General features: G+C 74.7%; 15 protein-coding genes and 1 riboswitch. Of the genes, 5 read left to right on the top strand and 10 right to left on the bottom strand.

Annotation, left to right across the window (positions count from 1 at the left end; translation table 11 throughout):
- Together ABD317_RS22875 and ABD317_RS22870 are read left to right on the top strand one after the other, a co-directional pair.
- Window positions 1-531 (top strand): SDR family NAD(P)-dependent oxidoreductase (locus ABD317_RS22875; protein WP_344291803.1); only part of this gene is annotated, 531 nt, incomplete at its 5' end.
- Between the two features lie 68 nt (window positions 532-599).
- On the top strand, window positions 600-1,391 hold the full coding sequence (locus ABD317_RS22870; RefSeq protein ID WP_344291802.1) for a FadR/GntR family transcriptional regulator: 792 nt from the start codon (window positions 600-602) through the stop codon (window positions 1,389-1,391).
- Between the two features lie 82 nt (window positions 1,392-1,473).
- Here the strand turns inward: ABD317_RS22870 and ABD317_RS22865 are convergent, their stop codons facing one another.
- The 4 genes from ABD317_RS22865 to ABD317_RS22850 all read right to left on the bottom strand — a co-directional run bounded on the left by ABD317_RS22865 (window position 1,474) and on the right by ABD317_RS22850 (window position 4,678).
- Complete coding sequence (locus tag ABD317_RS22865) at window positions 1,474-2,370, bottom strand: aggregation-promoting factor C-terminal-like domain-containing protein (protein ID WP_344291801.1); 897 nt, start codon at window positions 2,368-2,370, stop codon at window positions 1,474-1,476.
- A 6-nt stretch (window positions 2,371-2,376) separates the two neighbouring features.
- Window positions 2,377-2,550, bottom strand: a riboswitch (cyclic di-AMP (ydaO/yuaA leader).
- Window positions 2,551-2,653: 103 nt separating this feature from the next.
- Window positions 2,654-3,310, bottom strand: a complete 657-nt coding sequence (locus ABD317_RS22860; RefSeq protein WP_344291800.1) for a hypothetical protein — start codon at window positions 3,308-3,310, stop codon at window positions 2,654-2,656.
- Window positions 3,311-3,568: 258 nt separating this feature from the next.
- Complete coding sequence (locus ABD317_RS22855; protein ID WP_027757275.1) at window positions 3,569-3,817, bottom strand: DUF397 domain-containing protein; 249 nt, start codon at window positions 3,815-3,817, stop codon at window positions 3,569-3,571.
- Complete coding sequence (locus ABD317_RS22850; protein ID WP_344291799.1) at window positions 3,818-4,678, bottom strand: helix-turn-helix domain-containing protein; 861 nt, start codon at window positions 4,676-4,678, stop codon at window positions 3,818-3,820. It abuts the gene before it with no gap.
- Between the two features lie 234 nt (window positions 4,679-4,912).
- On the opposite strand from ABD317_RS22850, the gene ABD317_RS22845 reads away from it, so the two are divergent.
- Window positions 4,913-5,365, top strand: coding sequence for an ATP-binding protein (locus ABD317_RS22845; RefSeq protein WP_344291798.1), 453 nt, complete (start codon window positions 4,913-4,915; stop codon window positions 5,363-5,365).
- Window positions 5,362-5,787 carry a hypothetical protein gene (locus tag ABD317_RS22840; protein ID WP_344291797.1) on the top strand — a complete coding sequence of 142 codons (426 nt, stop codon included), beginning with the start codon at window positions 5,362-5,364 and terminating at the stop codon, window positions 5,785-5,787. The genes ABD317_RS22845 and ABD317_RS22840 overlap by 4 nt, the downstream gene beginning before the upstream one ends.
- Before the next feature lie 170 nt (window positions 5,788-5,957).
- Here ABD317_RS22840 and ABD317_RS22835 read toward each other — a convergent pair whose 3' ends face one another.
- The 6 genes from ABD317_RS22835 to ABD317_RS22810 all read right to left on the bottom strand — a co-directional run bounded on the left by ABD317_RS22835 (window position 5,958) and on the right by ABD317_RS22810 (window position 13,966).
- Window positions 5,958-6,935, bottom strand: coding sequence for a sugar phosphate isomerase/epimerase family protein (locus tag ABD317_RS22835; RefSeq protein WP_344291796.1), 978 nt, complete (start codon window positions 6,933-6,935; stop codon window positions 5,958-5,960).
- 88 nt (window positions 6,936-7,023) lie between these two features.
- Window positions 7,024-9,126: a PQQ-dependent sugar dehydrogenase gene (locus ABD317_RS22830; protein WP_344291795.1), complete on the bottom strand. Its 2,103-nt coding sequence runs from the start codon at window positions 9,124-9,126 to the stop codon at window positions 7,024-7,026.
- 478 nt (window positions 9,127-9,604) lie between these two features.
- Entirely contained in the window at window positions 9,605-10,243 is a 639-nt protein-coding gene (locus ABD317_RS22825) for a LuxR C-terminal-related transcriptional regulator (protein ID WP_344291804.1), read from the bottom strand.
- Window positions 10,240-11,988 carry a sensor histidine kinase gene (locus ABD317_RS22820; protein WP_344291793.1) on the bottom strand — a complete coding sequence of 583 codons (1,749 nt, stop codon included), beginning with the start codon at window positions 11,986-11,988 and terminating at the stop codon, window positions 10,240-10,242. Before ABD317_RS22820 ends, ABD317_RS22825 begins: the two co-directional genes overlap by 4 nt.
- A gap of 258 nt (window positions 11,989-12,246) precedes the next feature.
- Complete coding sequence (locus ABD317_RS22815; protein WP_344291792.1) at window positions 12,247-12,732, bottom strand: transglycosylase SLT domain-containing protein; 486 nt, start codon at window positions 12,730-12,732, stop codon at window positions 12,247-12,249.
- 340 nt (window positions 12,733-13,072) lie between these two features.
- Complete coding sequence (locus tag ABD317_RS22810; RefSeq protein WP_344291791.1) at window positions 13,073-13,966, bottom strand: universal stress protein; 894 nt, start codon at window positions 13,964-13,966, stop codon at window positions 13,073-13,075.
- Between the two features lie 279 nt (window positions 13,967-14,245).
- On the opposite strand from ABD317_RS22810, the gene ABD317_RS22805 reads away from it, so the two are divergent.
- Complete coding sequence (locus ABD317_RS22805) at window positions 14,246-15,322, top strand: S1 family peptidase (protein WP_344291790.1); 1,077 nt, start codon at window positions 14,246-14,248, stop codon at window positions 15,320-15,322.
- Window positions 15,323-15,421: the final 99 nt, after the last annotated feature.

The raw sequence follows: 15,421 nt of genomic DNA, 5'->3' as shown, positions 1-15,421 counted from the left end.
GGCGGCTCAGAACTCCGCCGCGGTGGCGTCGGTGCGGTCGCCGTCGATGTCGGCGTCGCCCCCGCGCACGAGACCTCGCCCGCCTCCTGGCGGCGCCAGGTCGACGTGGGCCTGACGGCCGCGTTCCTCGGCTTCCGCGCCTGCCTGCCCGGCCTGCGCGCGCAGCCGGGCGCCGCCGGCGCCGCGGTGCTGGTCTCGTCCGTGCACGCCAGGCACGGCATCCCCGGCCACCCCGCGTACGCCGCCGCCAAGGGCGGGCTGCTGTCGCTCGGCGGCCAACTCGCCGTCGAATACGGCCCGGCGGTGCGGGTGAACACCGTGCTGCCCGGCCCGGTGCTCACCCGGCTGTGGGACCGTGTCCCCGAGGAGGAGCGCCGGGCCAGCGCGGAGCAGACGGCCGCCGGCCGGCTGGGCGCGCCGGAGGAGGTGGCCGCCGCCGTCGCCTTCCTCGCCTCGCCCGAGGCGTCCTACGTGACCGGCGCCAGCCTGGTCGTGGACGGCGGCTGGAGCGTCGTCAAGTCGTCGGCCTGAGCGGGGCGGGCCGAGCCGGGGCCGGTGCGGCGCACGGGAGTTCGGGACACAGGGAGGAGCACGAGGCCATGTCGGGTTACGCCCGCCGCGGGGTGCACGGGCAGACGGTGGAGGCCATCGCGCACCGCGTCCTCAGCGGCGAGATAGCCGAGGGCGCCACCCTCGACCTCGCCGCCATGCAGGCCGAGCTGGGCGTCAGCCTCACCGCGCTGCGCGAGTCGCTGAAGGTGCTGGCCGCCAAGGGCATGGTCGACGCCCGGCAGAAGCGCGGCACGTTCATCCGGCCGCGCTCCGACTGGAACCTCCTCGACACCGACGTGCTGCGCTGGCGCTTCGAGTCCGCCGGACGGCAGCAGGGCGACGGCGCCGCCGCGCGGGCGGCCTCCCCGCTGCTGGGGGACCTGGACAAGGTGCGCGGCATCGTCGAGCCGGCGGCGGTGCGGCTGGCGGCCGTGCGGCGCACCACCGCGGACCTGGCCGCGCTGGACGGGGCGCTCGCGGCCATGGCCGAGGCGCGGGACGGGACGGCGGCCTCCGCGGCGGGCGTCGCGGCGGCCCTCGCCTTCCACCGCGCCCTGCTGGCCGCCTCGCACAACGAGCTGCTGGCGCGCATGGACCTGGTCATCGCGACGGGCCTGGCCGCCCGCGACCAGCTCGTGCACGGCCCCGGGCACCGCCCCGGGGATCCGGTGCCGAGCCATCGCGCGGTGCTGGACGCGGTCCGGGCCGGGGACCCGGACGCGGCCGAGGCGGCGATGCGCGGGCTGCTGGCGCAGGCGGCGCACGACCTGGCCGAGCTGAGCGCGGCCCCGGTCCCGGCGCGGGGCCCGGCGCAGGACGGGCCGGCGGTCGGGGCGTAGCCGGCGCACAGCCGCGCCCCGCCGCGCGGACGCATCCGCACGACGGGGCGGCGACGGACTCCCGCGGGTCAGGCCCCGGGCGTCAGTACCAGTTGTTGGCCTGCCAGAACTCCCAGGCGCCGCACGGGCTGCCGTAGCGCTCGTTCATGTAGTCCAGGCCCCATTCGAGCTGGGTCACCGGGTTGGTCCGCCAGTCGGAGCCGGCCGAGGCCATCTTGTCGCCCGGCAGCGCCTGCATCAGGCCGTACGCACCGGAGGAGGGGTTGGTCGCGGTGTGGTCCCAGCCGCTCTCCCGCTCCACGATGTTGCTGAAGCAGGTGAACTGGTCCGCCGGCACGATCTCCCGGGCCGCGGCCTGGATTCCGGACGTGGTGGTCGGCACGCTCGCCTGGGACGCCTCCGTGGCGCCGCCGGAACCGCCGGAACTCCCGGCGGACGAGGAGCCGTTCGGGTCGATCGACCGGTCGACCCCGCCGCCCTGGGTGTCGATGCGCAGCTCGGTGCCGACCTTCAGCGCGGCCGGGTTGCCGCCGATGGCCTTCTCGTTGTCGACGTACACGCGCTGCCAGCCGCCGGGCACGTCGTACTTCGCGGCGATCTTGGACAGCGTCTCGCCGGCGCCGACGGTGTGCTCGACGTAGCGCTGCTGCTTCTTCTCGGTCTTGGCGGCGGTCTGGTCGGCCTCGGCGGGCTTGCTCTCGGCCTTCCCTTCGAGGTCCAGCTCCTGGCCCGGGAGGATCAGGTGCGGGTTGTCGCCGACGGCCGCCTTGTTGGCCTCGTAGAGCCGCTGCCAGTCGGCCCCGAATCCGTTGTCCTCGGCGATTTCCGAGAGGGTGTCGCCCTTCTCGACCGTGTAGGCGTGCGCGGCGGTCGCCGCGGCGCCGCCGATGGCGGGCAGGGCTATGCCCACTCCCGCGGCGGCGGCGTAGCGGCGGGAGGAGCGCGTCTTGGGCGCGCGCCGGGTGCCGGTTCCGGCCATGGTGGCTCGCTCTTTCTCCGACGCCTGCGAAGTGAGCTGTCGGGTTCGGGCTGGAGTTGCCCGGCCGCGTCGTGCTGTGCGGCTTCACCCCGAGTCGGGGAGCCCGGTGCGGTTGCCACCGTGGCTCCGGCCGACGGAGAAGTGGTTCCCCCGCTCCTGCCCGAACGGCTGTGGGGACGACGGTTCCGGGCTCCGACGGGCAGGATTCGGCGTACCGGAGCGCGGTGCTCGCGTCTGCGAACGACTCGGACACTAGGAGATCGAACGGCAGATCACAAGAGGATCACGAGGATCCACGCGTGGTCTGACGCTCCGTGGCGGCGCGCGCACGCGTGGGGCGGCTGGTGCGGGTGTGACGTTCGGCACCTTCGCCGCGGCGCAGTTCCGCCAGCAGCGGCGGCCCCGCCGGTACGACGAGACCGTGCACGCCGCGGTCCGCGGCGCCGGCCAGCGCGTCCCGCCAGGCCGCCGGTCCGGCCGGTGCCGCCACCGGAGTCCAGCGCCCGGCGCCCGGCTCCTCGTACCCCGGCCCGGCCGGCGCCAGCCGGCGGAACGCGGGCACCGTGGGGGCCACGGCGACGAGTTCCGCGCACCGCCGCGAGTCCGCGTCGAGCGCGAGCCGGCGCTCGCTCAGCAGCACGACGGTGGCCAGCGCCCGGGCCAGCCACGCGGCCTGCGGGACGCTGTCGGGCAGGGCGACGACGAGCTTCGCCCGGTTCGTGGCGCCGGCCAGCGCGGCGGCGAGCGCCAGCACGTCGTGCGCCGGGTCGGGACCGCCGTCCAGCCACAGCGCGTCGGCGCCCGCGGCGTCGTACGCCGCGCACTCCGCCAGCCAGCCGCCGGGCTCCTCCGGCATCCTGGGAAGCAGCACACCGACGCGTACCGCCGGGTCGGCGCCGGCCGCGGCCGCGCCCGCGGACGAGGGTGGTGATGCGCTCATCGTGGCCTCCCCGAGTGGCGGATGAGGGCTATCGGGGGCATACCGTACGCCGTTGCGTCGCGGAAGGCAGCGGTTCGTGCACCCACAGTTCATGATTTTTGGAATTCCACCGGCGCCGCCCCGGTGCGGAGCCGCGCGGCCCGCCCGCGAACGCCGAGGGAGGGGACACCCCGCGGGTGTCCCCTCCCTCTCTGTTCCCGGCCGGTGGCCCCCGTCAGCGCCTGCGGGCCACACCCCCGTTTGCCGGGTCGTACGGGATCACTCCGGGCTCCGGGAGAGCAGGAAGTCGGCTTCGCCGGCCTTGGCGCCCTCGATGAACGCGTCCATCTCGCCGGGCGTGTAGATCAGGGCGGGGCCCTGCGGGTCGGCCGAGTGCCGCACCGCTATCCGGCCGTCGTGCAGCCGCATGGTTTCGACGCAGTTGCCGCCGTTGCCGCCGCTCCACGGCTTGCGCCAGCCCTCGGCACCGAGATCGGCGGCCGGCATACCGTTGTAGATGCGTTCCATTCACAGCTCCTTGCGGAAGTCCCGGAGGATCTCCTTCGTGCGTTTTGCCGTCGCCGCCTGGGCCGCCATGTGGTCCAGCGCGGCGAGGTGTGAGGCCACCTCGTGCCGGCCGTCGAGGTAGACGGCGCCGGTGAGGTACTCGGTGTAGATCATGTCCGGCAGCTCCGGAAGGGCGAACCGGAAGAGGACGAAGGGGCTGTACGTGCCCGGGTGGTGCCCGGTGCGGAACTCCGCCATCTGGAGCGTGACGTTCGGCAGCGAGGCGACGTCGAGGAGCCGGTCGACCTGATCGCGCATCACCCGGCCGTCGCCCACCGGGCGGCGCAGCACGGTCTCGTCCACGATCACCCAGAACCGGGGCGCCTTCTCGCGGGTCAGCAGCTCCTGGCGCTCCATCCGCAGCGCGACGTGCCGCTCGATCTCCGCGGGCCCCACCCGGCCGAGGGAGCCGACCCGGAGGACGTGCCGCGCGTAGTCCTCGGTCTGCATCAGCCCGGGCACGAAGTGCGGTTCGTACGACCTGATGAGCGACGCCGCGCCCTCCAGGCTCACGTACATGCTGAACCAGTCGGGCAGGATGTCGTGGAAGCGCTGCCACCAGCCGGGCTGGTTGGCCTCCTCGGTGAGCGCGACGAAGGAGTCGACCTCCTCCTGGTCGATGCCGTACGTCTGCAGCAGCAGCTGCACGTACGGAACCTTCAGCGCGACCTCGGCGGTCTCCATCCGGCGGACCGTGGCCGGGGCGACGCGCAGGATCCGCGCGGCCTCCTCGCGCTTCAGCCCGGCGCGCTCGCGCAGCTCCTGCAGCCGCTTGCCGAGGACGACCTGCCCCACGGTCGGCGCGGACCGCGGTTCGCTCACGCCATACCTCCCTGTCGGAATGCCTCCAGCAGTGTGCCACGCCCCGCGCTCGGCGGACACAGTGCAACGGCAACTCTGAAAAATTCAGAGTGGGGGTTGCCAAGTGGTCGCGGCGGGACCATAGTTTGGGACGTGAGCCAGTCCACACAGCTGCCTCGTTCGGGGGTCGTGACGCAGGTCCCCAGCTTGCCGGGGGACCGTCCGGGAACGGATGCGGCGCGGTGCGGTTTCGAGGTGCCCGGCCGGGCGGACGCGGTTGCGGACGCACGCCGGCTGGCCCGGGAACAACTGGACCGCTGGGGGGTGGAGGGCGAGGTGGGCGACAGTGCCGCCCTCGTCCTCACGGAACTGGTGACCAACGCACTGCTGCATACGGGGAGTCGGCGCATAGGGTGCGAGCTGCACTGCAGCGCCGACAGCCTGCGGCTGGCCGTCACCGACCAGGGTGCCGAGCCGGGAAGCCTGCGGGTGCAGCGGTCGGGCGCGGACGAGCAGGGTCGGGGGCTCCTGCTCGTCACCGCGGTGAGCAGCAGCTGGGGGGCGTACGACGCCCGGCCCGGGCCCGGTCTCGTGGTCTGGGCGGAGCTGCGGCGCGAGGTGCCGGCGGCCGGGGGAGCCGCCGCGTCGGGCACATCGGGGGCCGGCGCGGTGGGCGGCCGGCCGGTCGTCGAGCGGGCGGCCGGATGATGCGCACCGGGCCCGGCGGCCGGCTTCGGCTGGCCGTACCGGGCGCGGGCGCCGCGGCGCTCGGCTGCGACGCGGTGGGCATCCCGGAGCGGACCGGGTACGAGGTGATGGCCCGGCTGCCCCGCGTCGGCTGTGTCTTCGCCGACGGCAGCAGGTGGTGGTGGATCGTACCGGCCGGCTCCGGCATCGGCCTGCTCTGGCCGCCGGCCGTCGACTACGCCCCGGGCGCCGCCGTCTCCCGGCCGGCGCCCGGCCCCGCCGGCCCGCCGGCCGTGCCCCGGCTGGTGCACCGGCCGGCCGACGGCGTTCCGTACACCCCGCCGATCCCGCTGTACCTGCTGCTCTGCCGGCGTACGGGCGTCGAGCCCGCCTGGTCCTGCGACGTCGCCCGGGTGGCCGCGGGCCGCAGCGACGCCGCCTGAGCACCCGCGGCGGACCGGTCGGCGGGCACCTCCCCGATTCGGTTGCGGGGGAGGTGCCCACGGCCGGCCCGCCGAGGGCGGCGCGCCGCGGGCCCCGTGTCGCCGTGGGGGCGGCGGCACGGGGCCCGCGGGGTGCGTCCGGGGTGTCCGGCGCGCTTACGGGGCGGGGCTCAGCAGCCCCGGCCGCGCAGCGCCACCATCGCGTCGAAGCTCTCCTCCGCCGCCCAGATCGAGCCCTGCGGCTCCTGCGGGCCGCGGTCCTGCTCCCACAGGTACAGCGGCAGCCCCGGCGCCCGCAGCCCGCTGAAGAACCGGCGGAAGTCCAGCTCGCCCTGGCCGAAGACGACGTCGCGGTACTGGTTCGTCTGCGCCGGGTCCCGCACGCCGTCCTTGACGTGGAAGGCGACGTAGCGCCGCGGGGCGGCGTTGACGTAGTCCAGCGGGTCGAACTCGCCGAGCTGGTCGCGGAAGCGCAGCGAGGCGCCGAACGCCCAGAGGATGTCCAGCTCCAGGAAGACGTACCGCGGGTCGGTGCCGCGCAGGAACAGGTCGTGGCGCCGCACGCCCGGCCGGTCGGAGACCGGGCCGAACTCGTTGGTGTGGTTGTGCTGGTAGATCTTCAGCCCGTGCCGGCGGGCCGCCTCCCCGGACTCGTTGAAGCGTTCGGCCCCGGCCAGGATCTCCGCCGCCGTGCCGCCGGGGAAGTCGCTGGCGGTGCCGATGTAGTCCATGCCGAGCGCGGCGGCGTTCTCGAACTCCTGCTCGCGGGTGTCCGCGTTGAGCAGCGTGTTGAGGCCGATGTGGGCGCCGCCGGCGCGCAGGCCGTTGTCGTCGAGCAGCTTGCGCAGCTTGGGAACGGTCATGTCCGGCTCGGCCGGGGAGGAGTAGCCGGCGAACTCGATGTACGTGTAGCCGATCTCGGCCAGCTCGGTCAGCACGGGGGTGAAGCCGCGCTGCTGGATCTGGTCGCGGACGCTGTAGAGCTGCAGGCCGATACGGCCCCGGGGGACTGCGCCGCCGCGGCCGTGCCCGGGGGCGGCGGCGGGGGCGGCGAGGGCTCCGGCGCCCGCGGCGACGGCGGCGGTACCGGCCGCCGTGCCGGCGGCGGCCCGGAGGAATCCACGGCGGTGCAGGCTGGGCTTGCTCATGTCGTGTCTCTCCTGCGAGGTGGGTGTGGGCGGGGCGGCTCCGCGGGGTGGCGTACGCGCGCACGCCACCCCGCGCCGTGCTGGAGGGTCAGCCGACCACCTTCATGACGGCCAGATCGCTGCCTGTGAGGCCGCCGGCATCGGTGTACTCGGCCACGAACACGCCGGTGATGTTCCCGTGCGCCGGGTCGTGGCCCCCGATGGGCCTGGTCTGGATGGTGCCGGTGCAGCCCGCGGTGGTGCTCTGCGCGTGCCCGTGCGAGTCATGGCCGACGACGTAGTGCACGACGACCTCGGTGCAGTCCACTTCGTCCTCGTCGGCCACCGCGACCTCGAAGTCCACCGCGTCGCCGAAGTGGAACTCCTGGTCGTCGACGGGCTTGACCAGCGTCACCTCGGGCGCCTGGTTGCCGACGCGGATGTCCACGTCCATCGCCGCCGACCTGCCGTGCCGGTCGGTGACCTGGAGGGTCGCCTTGAACGTGCCGTCCTCGGTGTAGGTGTGCGAGGGGTTGGCGTCGTTCGAGTCGGTGCTGCCGTCACCGTCGAAGTCCCAGGCGTAGCGCACCCGGTCGCCGTCGGGGTCGGCGGTGCCCGCGCTGGAGAAGTCGACGGTCAGCGGCGCCAGGCCCTTCACTGGCGCGGCGGCCAGCTCGACGTCGGGCGCGTGGTTGCCGGTCCGGCCGATGTAGTCGATGCGGGACAGCTGCGCGTCCTCGTTCTCCGAGAAGTACCCGTCGCCGTACTCCAGCACGTAGAGCGCGCCGTCCGGGCCGAACTCCAGGTCCATGGGGTTGTCGACGGGCGGGTCGGCGAGCGTCTGGACGACGGGGCGGATGTCCGTGACCGCGCCGGAGCGGTCGAGCCGGAACTCCCTGAGGTAGTCGCGGCCCCACTCGGCGAACAGCGGCGCGCCGTCGTAGTACCGCGGCCAGGCCACGTCGAGGTTGCGCAGCGTGGTCAGCCAGCTGTGGTCGTACGCGGGGCCGGCCATCGGGGCGATGCCCCCGGTGCCCAGGCCCGGGAACTCCGCGGACTCGCCGTAGGAGTACCAGACCTCCGGCTGCTCCACGGAGGGCAGCTCGGTGCGGCCGGTGTTGTGCGGCGAGGTGTTCACCGGGGCGGCGCAGTCGAACGGCTCGCCGGAGGCCCCGGTGGCGAAGTCGTAGTCGGTGTACGGCAGTTCCGCGGTCGCGCAGTACGGCCAGCCGTAGTTGCCGGGCTCGTCGAGCACCAGCCACTTGCCCTGCCCGGCCGGGCCGCGGGCGTCGCTGGCCTCGCGGGCGTCGGGGGAGTAGTCGGCCACGTAGAGGTCGCCGGTCCTGGGATCGATCTCCGCCCGGAACGGGTTGCGTAGCCCCATGGCGTAGATCTCGGGGCGGGTCTTGGGCGTGCCCGGGCGGAAGAGGTTGCCCCGGGGGATGGCGTACGAGCCGTCGCGGCGGACCTTGATCCGCAGCACCTTGCCGCGCAGGTCGTCGGTGTTGGCCGAGGTGCGCTGCGCGTCGAAGGCCGGGTGGCGCCCGTCCCGCTCGTCGATCGGCGCGTAGCCGTCCGACTCGAACGGGTTGGAGTCGTCACCCGTGGTCAGGTACAGGTTGCCCTTGGCGTCGAAGACGATGTCGCCGCCGACGTGGCAGCAGATGCCGCGGTCGACCGGGACCTGGAGGATCTTCTGCTCGCTGGCCAGGTCGAGGGTGTCGCCCCTGAGCTTGTACCGGGACAGCTGCAGGTGACCCTGGTAGCGGTCCCAGTCCTCCTCGGTGCCCTCGAAGGGCGCGTCGCCCTCGTTGACGGGGGTGAGCGGGTCGTCGACCGGGGTGTCCAGCGGCGGCGAGTAGTAGAGGTAGACCCACTTGTTCTTGCGGAAGTCCGGGTCGATCGCGACGTTCTGCAGGCCCTCCTCGTCGTGCTGGTACACGTCCAGCTCCGCGGCCAGCTTGTTCCCGCCGGTGTCCGGGTCGTTGAGCCACACCTGGCCGGCGCGGGTGACGTGCAGGACCCGCTTGTCCGGCAGGACGGCGAGGTCGAGCGGCTCGCCGGGGCGGTCGTTGAGCGTGATCTTCTCGAAGGCGGAGTCCGGTGGCGGCTGCTGTCCGGCGGCGTCCGGCGCCGCCGCGGTCGCGCCGGGCGCGACCAGCAGCGCGGCGCTGACCGCGCCGGCGGCGAACAGGGCCAGTCTTCGTAGCATTTCCCCTCCCAGGGGCTCGGACGACGAGGCGGCTGGACACGCTCCTGGGTGGTCGGCCCGTTTGCGCCGTCCTTGATCGGTCCGCGCGCTCCGGCTCATGCGCGGTTTCACGTCCCCCCGCCGCACACTTCCCGACATGTGACGGCGACCGCTTGGAGATTAGACCTCTTTCGACGCAACGCCAATGCCTACGACCAGAATTGGCGCTACTTTGTCTTTGGAAAGAGCAAACTAGGATGTGGTCACGGACGGTCAGCACGCGTCCCGGTGCCGGACCTCCCGCGCCCGCGGCCCGGCGGCGGAACGCGAAGTTCAGGGTCAGCCCTGAGGCCGGGTGCCCGCCGCCCGGCTACGGTGGTGATCACCGGCTCCGCTTCGCGGCGGGCGCGAGGGACGCGCGGGGGACGACGGGGGCGCGCGCGAGGGGGATCGCCGCGGAGCGGCGGCCGGTGACCGCGGCCCGCCCCGTCCGGGACCGTCAGCCGCGCAGGTACGTCAGCACGGCCAGCACCCGCCGGTGCCCCGAGACGTCGGACTCCAGGCCCAGCTTGGTGAAGACGTTCCGCACGTGCGTCTCGACGGTCTTCCCGCCGATCACGAGGTCGTGCGCGATGGCCTCGTTGGACCGCCCCTCCGCCATCAGCGCCAGGACGTCCCGCTCCCGCGCCGTCAGCTCCGCCAGCGGCCCCGCCGCACGGTGCGACCGCATCAGCTGCGTCACCACCCGCGGGTCCACGACGCTCTCCCCGGCGGCCACCCGGCACAGCGCGCCGGCCAGCTCGTCCGCGTCGGCGACCCGCTCCTTCAGCAGGTAGCCGAAGCCGCGCGGGTCCTCGGTCAGCGCGCGGACGACGGTGCCGGTCTCGACGTACTGGGAGAGCAGCAGCACCCCCGTGCCCGGGTGCCGGGCGCGGATCGCGGCCGCGGCCCGCAGCCCCTCGTCGGTGTGCGTCGGCGGCATGCGGATGTCGAGCAGGACGGCGTCCGGGCGGTGCCGTTCGACCAGGGCGGGCAGCGGGCCGGCGTGGCCGCACTGCGCGGGGACCGCGATGCCCGCGTCGCCCAGCAGCCGGACGATGCCCTCGCGCAGGAGGGCGGAGTCCTCCGCCACGATCACTCGCACGGCAGCTCCGCGACCACGCGCGTACCCTCGCCCGGCGGGCTGTGCACCGTGAGCACCCCGCCCACCGCCGAGACCCGGTCGGCCAGCCCGCGCAGCCCGCCCCCGCGGTGGTCGTGCCGGGCCCCGCCCACGCCGTCGTCCACGGCCTCGACGACCAGTCGGCCGTCGCGGTGGCGCGCGCTCACGCTGACGGCCCGGGCGCGGGCGTGCTTGGCGGCGTTCGCCAGCGCCTCGCTGACCGTGAAGTACGCGGTGGCCTCGACGTGCGGCGCGAAGCGCCGGTCCTCCGCGGCCACCACCACCGGCAGCTCCGCCCGCCCGGCCAGCTCCCGCAGCGCGGACGCCAGCCCCTCGCGGGTCAGCACCGCCGGGTGGATGCCGTGCGCGAGGCCGCGCAGTTCCTCGACCGCCAGCCGCAGGCTGTGCTCCACCTCGCCGACCGACCGGCGCAGCTCCTCGTCGGGGTGGTCGGCGAGGCCCTTCTCCACCCGGCGCAGCGCCATCAGCGCGAAGACCAGCCGCGCCTGCGCCCCGTCGTGCAGGTCCCGCTCCAGCCGCCGCCGCTCGCTGTCCGCCGCCTGCACGACGCGGGCGCCCGCCGCCCGCGCCTCGGCCTGCAGCCAGACGTTCTCCAGCGCCAGCCGCAGCGCGGCGACCGCCGAGCCCAACAGCTCCGCGTCCTCCGCCACGGCCGGGTCGTGGCGCAGCAGCGCCAGCGGGGTGCCGCCGGCCGCGTCGATCCGGGTGCTGCCCGCCGCCGCCTCCTCGACCGGCTCGCCCGCGGCGTCCACGTACGCGCCCTCCTCGGGCCGCCACACCCCGAGCCGCAGCCCGGGGTCGCCGAGCACCGGCACCAGCGCCTCGCGCAGCCGGCCCGGGTCGGGGGCGCCGCCGACCTCCATCACCAGGCCGCCGACCTCCGCGCGCTGCAGCCGCATCCGCAGCAGCCCGGCGAGGAAGGCGAGCGGCACGGCGGTCTGCGCCACGTCGGACAGCGCGCCGACGGCGCCCTCGACGGGCTGGCCCGCGGGCACGAGCACCACGAGCACGTCCCACAGCAGGAAGGACGTGGCGACGAGGACGGCGAGCCAGGCGGGCAGCAGCGCGCGGCGGCGGGCGACGGAGGCGCGCCGCCAGCGCCGTACGACCACCGCCACGACGGCGAGGGAGATGGCCCAGCCGGCGGCGCGGTAGCCCGCGTCGACGGCGGGGAAGAGGTCGCCGAGTGCGGGTACGAACAGCGGGTTGGGGCCGCAGTCGCGGCAGGTGAGGTAGGAGCCGTCGGGGCGGGCCGCCGGGTCGAAGGCCAGCGTGCGCAGCAGGCCGCCGGAGGCCACCAGCCCGTAGCTCATCAGGACCAGGCGGCGGGCGGCGGGCGAGTCGGTGCGGCCGTCGGGGTAGGCGAGGACGAGGTGGGCGAGGACGGCCACGTTCAGGCCCTCCCACCAGGCGCCGGCGGCGAAGAGCGCCGGCACGGTGGTGCCCTGCAGGTTGCCGAGGAACCAGGTGACGCCCACCGCGGTCATCAGCGGCCCGGTCGCGTTGGCCGGGCGCCGCCACCAGGCGGCCAGGCCCGCGCCCGCGTAGGCCCAGCCGACGGCGAGGTCGCGGAGGATGTCGGCGGTGCCGGCGCCGGCGCCGGCGTAGGCCCAGCCGCCGACCGCGCCGGAGACGGCGGCGGCCACGGCGGCCACCACCGCCCAGCAGCGCATCACCTGCGTCGACTCCCGGTTGTTCACGGGCCAACGCTAAGCCATCCGGCGGGGTGCGTGCCGCCATCAGAACGGCCGCCGCGGGCTGTGGCAGGCCTGCTGACCTGGCACGGGACCCCGCCGAGGGCGCGGCGGATTACCGGAAGGGTGAATTCCGGTAGTCGTCGTGACGGGCCCGGGGCAGACCGGGACCCCGTCCTCCGGCGGGGGAGAGAGTGCCGGACGGCGGGGTCCCGGGGTTCTGGCGCGTGCTCCGGGCCGCGGGGGGACGGTGCGCGGCGGGGCTCAGTACGCGCCGAAGACGTTGTCGATCGAGCCGTAGCGGTCGGCGGCGTAGTTGCACGCGGCAACGATGTTCGCGACCGGATCGGTGATGTTCGTCGAGGTGCCGGACACGTGGTACGCGGCGAAGGTGGGCGGGATCACCTGCAGCAGGCCCTGCGACGGGATGCCGTTGAGGGCGTTGATGTCCCAGTTGTTGATGGCGTTCGGGTTGCCGCTGGACTCCCGCATGATGTTGCGGTGGATCCCCTCGTACGTGCCGGGGATGCCGTTGCGCTCCATGACGGTGAGCGCCTCGGTGATCCACTGGTCCAGGCTCGTGCCGACCGCGGCGGGGGCGGTGGCCGGGGCGGCGGGCGCCTGGGGCGCGGCGGTGGCCTGCGGCGCGACCGCGACGCTGAGGGCTACGGCCGCGGCGGCCCAGCCGCCGGCGGCCAGGAGTCGTCGACGGGTGGACAGGGCGGGGCGCTGGAGAGCGGGAGCAGACATGTGAGCGGGTCTCTTTCCGTGTGCCGTACGTGGGGACGGTCGCCGGAACCGGCCGTGCCGGGCGACCTCGGAAGTTTTAACGGACATAAACCCGGAATGCACACAGCTCAGTTACTACTCCGCATAGTGCGACAAGCCTTGAGGGCTGCCCCTGCCCTGAGGCGCCGGGCCCCGGGTGCCGGGGGCGCGGTACGACGGCGCTTCGTATGTGATGCGGCCCATATGGGAGAGGTCACAAGCGAAAAGCCCCGTTGTTTAACAAAAGGGACATTGCCGAGTCTTTACCTGCAAACAGGCAGGTGAGAGGGGGGGGGAAGAGGCCGGCCGGGGCGGTCCCGCGCTACCCCTCCCGCACCACCGCCACCGGGCACGGCGCCAGATGCAGCACCCCGTGGCTGGCCGGGCCCAGCTGTATGCCCGTCGCCCCGGCCGCGGCCCTCGCGTCCGCGGCCGGGGTGCGGCGGGCGCCGAGGACGACGAGGTCCGCCCCGGCCGCCGCCGTCAGCAGCGTGTCGCGGGCCTGGCCCTCGGGCACCTGCCGCTCCACCGGCACGTCCGGATGCCGCTCCGCCGCCGTCCGCACCGCGCGGTCCAGCGCCCACTGCGCCTCCCGCATCCGCGGGTCCGGCGCCCCGCCCAGGGTGTGCGCGTGCGTCGCGACGCCGCGCTCGGGCGAGCGCCAGGAGTGCAGTGCCGTCACCGTGCAGCCGCGCGCCCGGGCCGCCCGGAACGCGAAGTCCGCCGCCGCCGGCTCCGCCCCGTCGTGCCCGGTGCCGAGCACGACCCGGCCGAACTCACCGCGCCGCGCCGCCGCTTCGCCCCGGACCACCACGACCGGACAGGCCGCCCGCGCCGCCACGGTGAGCGCCACCGAGCCCAGCGGCAGCGCGTCGTGCCCGCCGCGCCCCCGGTCGCCGACGACCAGCACCGTGCCCGCGTCCGCCTCGCGGAGCAGCGCCGGCACCGGGTCCCCGGACAGCAGCTCCGCCGCCACCGGTACGTTCCGGCCGTGCGCGCGGGCCCGTTCGCCCGCGGTGGCGAGGATGTGCTCCGCCACGCTCCGGCCGCGCGGCCGGGAGGTGGTGAACTCCGGCCACGTGCGCTCGTACGGCTCCCACAGCGGTGCGTACACGATCCGCACGCCGACGCCGTGCCGGGCCGCCTCGGCCACCGCCCAGTCGAGCGCCGCGAGGCTCGCCTCCGAGCCGTCCACCCCAGCCACCAACTTCCTCATGGCCACGAGGTTTACATACGGCGCACGGCGCGGGCGAGGGCGCGTGCGTCCCGGCGGGGCGGCGTGCGCCCGAGTGCCGGGGCGCGTTCCGTCGGGACCGGCCCCAAGTGATCCGGCGCACAAGGAGCATGGCCTTGTGTGCTACTCACGAGTTGGTCATACTCGGCGAGTTGTCTGGCGGTGACAAATCCGTTCGCTGCTTGGCATGCGCATGTTCGACCAAACCTCCAGAATCCGCCCGTCGCCGGACGGATCCAACCCCCCATGGGAGGCAGCACGTTGAGGTATCGAGCCATATCCAAGAGCCGGTACGCCATCGCCGGCGCCGGCGCCGCCGCGCTGATCGCCGGCAGCCTGACGCTGGCGACCGCCAACGCCAGCACGAGCGAGCCCACCGCCGACACCCTCTCGTCAGCCGCCGCGAGCGAGCTGGCCGGCACCCTCGTCCAAGACCTCAAGGGCGGTGCGGCCGGGGCGTACTACGACGCCGAGGCCAAGGAACTCGTCGTCAACGTCGTGAGCGACGAGGCCGCCGAACAGGCCGAGGCGGCGGGCGCCCGGGCGCGTACCGTCGACCACACCACCAAGCAGCTCGCCGCCGCCAAGGCGGACCTCGCTCGGGACGCCGTCGCCGGCACCTCGCGGGCGCTCGACCCGGTCACCAACCAGGTCGTCGTCACCGCCGACAGCACCGTCAGGGGCGCCGCGCTGGCCGAGCTGAAGAAGGAGGTCGCGGCCCAGGACGGGAAGGCGGTGCTCAAGCGCAGCGAAGGCACGTTCCGGCCCTACATCGCCGGCGGCGACGCCATCTACACCGGCGGCTCGCGCTGCTCGCTCGGCTTCAACGTGACCAAGGGCGGGGAGCCGTACTTCCTGACCGCCGGCCACTGCGTCGAACTCGGCGGCAGCTCCTGGTCCGAGACCTCGGGCGGGCCCGTCATCGGCGAGGCCGAGGGCGCGACCTTCCCGGGCAGCGACCGGGCGCTGGTCAAGTACGTGGCGGACATCGACCACCCCAGCGAGGTCGACCTCTACGACGGCAGCGCCCAGGAGATCACCGGCGCGCGGGAGGCCACGGTCGGCGAGACCGTGCAGCGCAGCGGCAGCACGACGCAGCTGCACGACGGCACCGTCATCGCGCTCGACGTGTCCGTGACGTACCCGGAGGGTACGGTCGACGGCCTGATCCAGACCGACGTCTGCGCCGAGCCCGGCGACAGCGGCGGCGCGCTCTTCGCGGGCAGCGACGCGATCGGCCTGACCTCGGGCGGCAGCGGTGACTGCACCAACGGCGGCGAGACGTTCTTCGAGCCGGTGGTCGCGGCCCTCGACGAGTACGGGGCGACCATCCCGTAACGGCGGCGCACCTCCGCACCGCCGCGCCACGCGGCGGCGCACCACGGGAACCGCGTACGACCCGGGCCCCGGCACTCCGCGGTGCCGGGGCCCGGCCGG

Source organism: Streptomyces synnematoformans (assembly GCF_039531005.1).
Lineage (GTDB): Bacteria > Actinomycetota > Actinomycetes > Streptomycetales > Streptomycetaceae > Streptomyces > Streptomyces synnematoformans.
This window is presented reverse-complemented; position numbering and strand designations above follow the sequence as displayed.